Genomic DNA, 1,024 nt, shown 5'->3' with positions numbered 1-1,024 from the left:
TAATGTCGCACCGTCTCGACCCACTGACGATAACTGCTGGTTTTCGCCGGCAGCACCTCCCCGGCCAGCAGCAGGCGCATGTCCTCTGCAATCAACCGCCAGGAAACCGCATCAATCACCAGATGGTGCGCCGCAAAGAACAACCGGGCGCTGCCGTCGGCATAGCCGGTCAGGTGTGCGGCCTGCCAGACGTTCCCGGCGTGATAATCGAATCCGCGCTGTAAATCAGTCAAGTACTGCTGCAGCGAAGCATCATCGACCCCGCGAACATCCAGCGTTTGCAGGGCAGGCTGTCGGCCCACGGGCAGGTAGCATTGCTCATAGCCTTCCGCTGTCTGTACAAAACAGGTACGCAGACAATCGTGCTGAGCAGCCAGTGCCGCCAACGCCCGCTCAATGTCTACCGGCGCCATCTCCCCGGGGAGCCGCACCATGAATGCCTGATTCCAGTGTTGTGGCGACGGCCAGTCACATCCGAAGAACCACTGCTGGATGGGCAGTAAACCAAACGAGCCCGTGAGTTCGCCTTGCTCGGTCAACATCTCCACCGCAGTTTGCGCCTCTGACAATGCCCCCGCCAGCATGCTGATGGTTGGGTGGTCAAAGAGGGTTTTCACCTGCAGGCTCAACCCGGCCTGACGGAGCTTGTTGACCAGTTGAATACTGACAATGGAATCGCCGCCCAGACGGAAGAAGTTGTCGTCGATGCCGACCTGCGCGACGCCGAGAACCTGCTGCCACACCTGACACAGCTGGGCTTCCAGTGCATTGCGCGGCGCACGGAAACTGTCTTCGCTCACCCACACCGGCGCCGGCAGCGCCCGGCGGTCCAGCTTGCCGTTGATGGTCAGCGGCACCTGATCAATCAGCGTGATACTGCTCGGCACCATATATTCTGGCAGTTGCGCCGACAGACTCTGGCGCAATGACTCAGTATCCACATCGCCATCAGCCGGCACCACATAAGCCGCCAGTACCTTGCTACCTTCCCGGTCCAGATCAATCACCACCGCCTGCTGTACAC

The 1,024-nt window shown here is 60.3% G+C and carries 1 protein-coding gene; it reads right to left on the bottom strand.

Annotation, left to right across the window (positions count from 1 at the left end; all coding sequences use genetic code 11):
- A partial coding sequence (locus EA58_RS20735; protein ID WP_036757614.1) for a condensation domain-containing protein occupies positions 1-1,024 on the bottom strand: 1,024 nt, incomplete at both ends.

Source organism: Photobacterium galatheae, assembly GCF_000695255.1.
Classification (GTDB): domain Bacteria; phylum Pseudomonadota; class Gammaproteobacteria; order Enterobacterales; family Vibrionaceae; genus Photobacterium; species Photobacterium galatheae.
The sequence above is the reverse complement of the archived record's forward strand: the minus strand, read 5'-3'. Positions and strand labels throughout refer to the sequence as shown.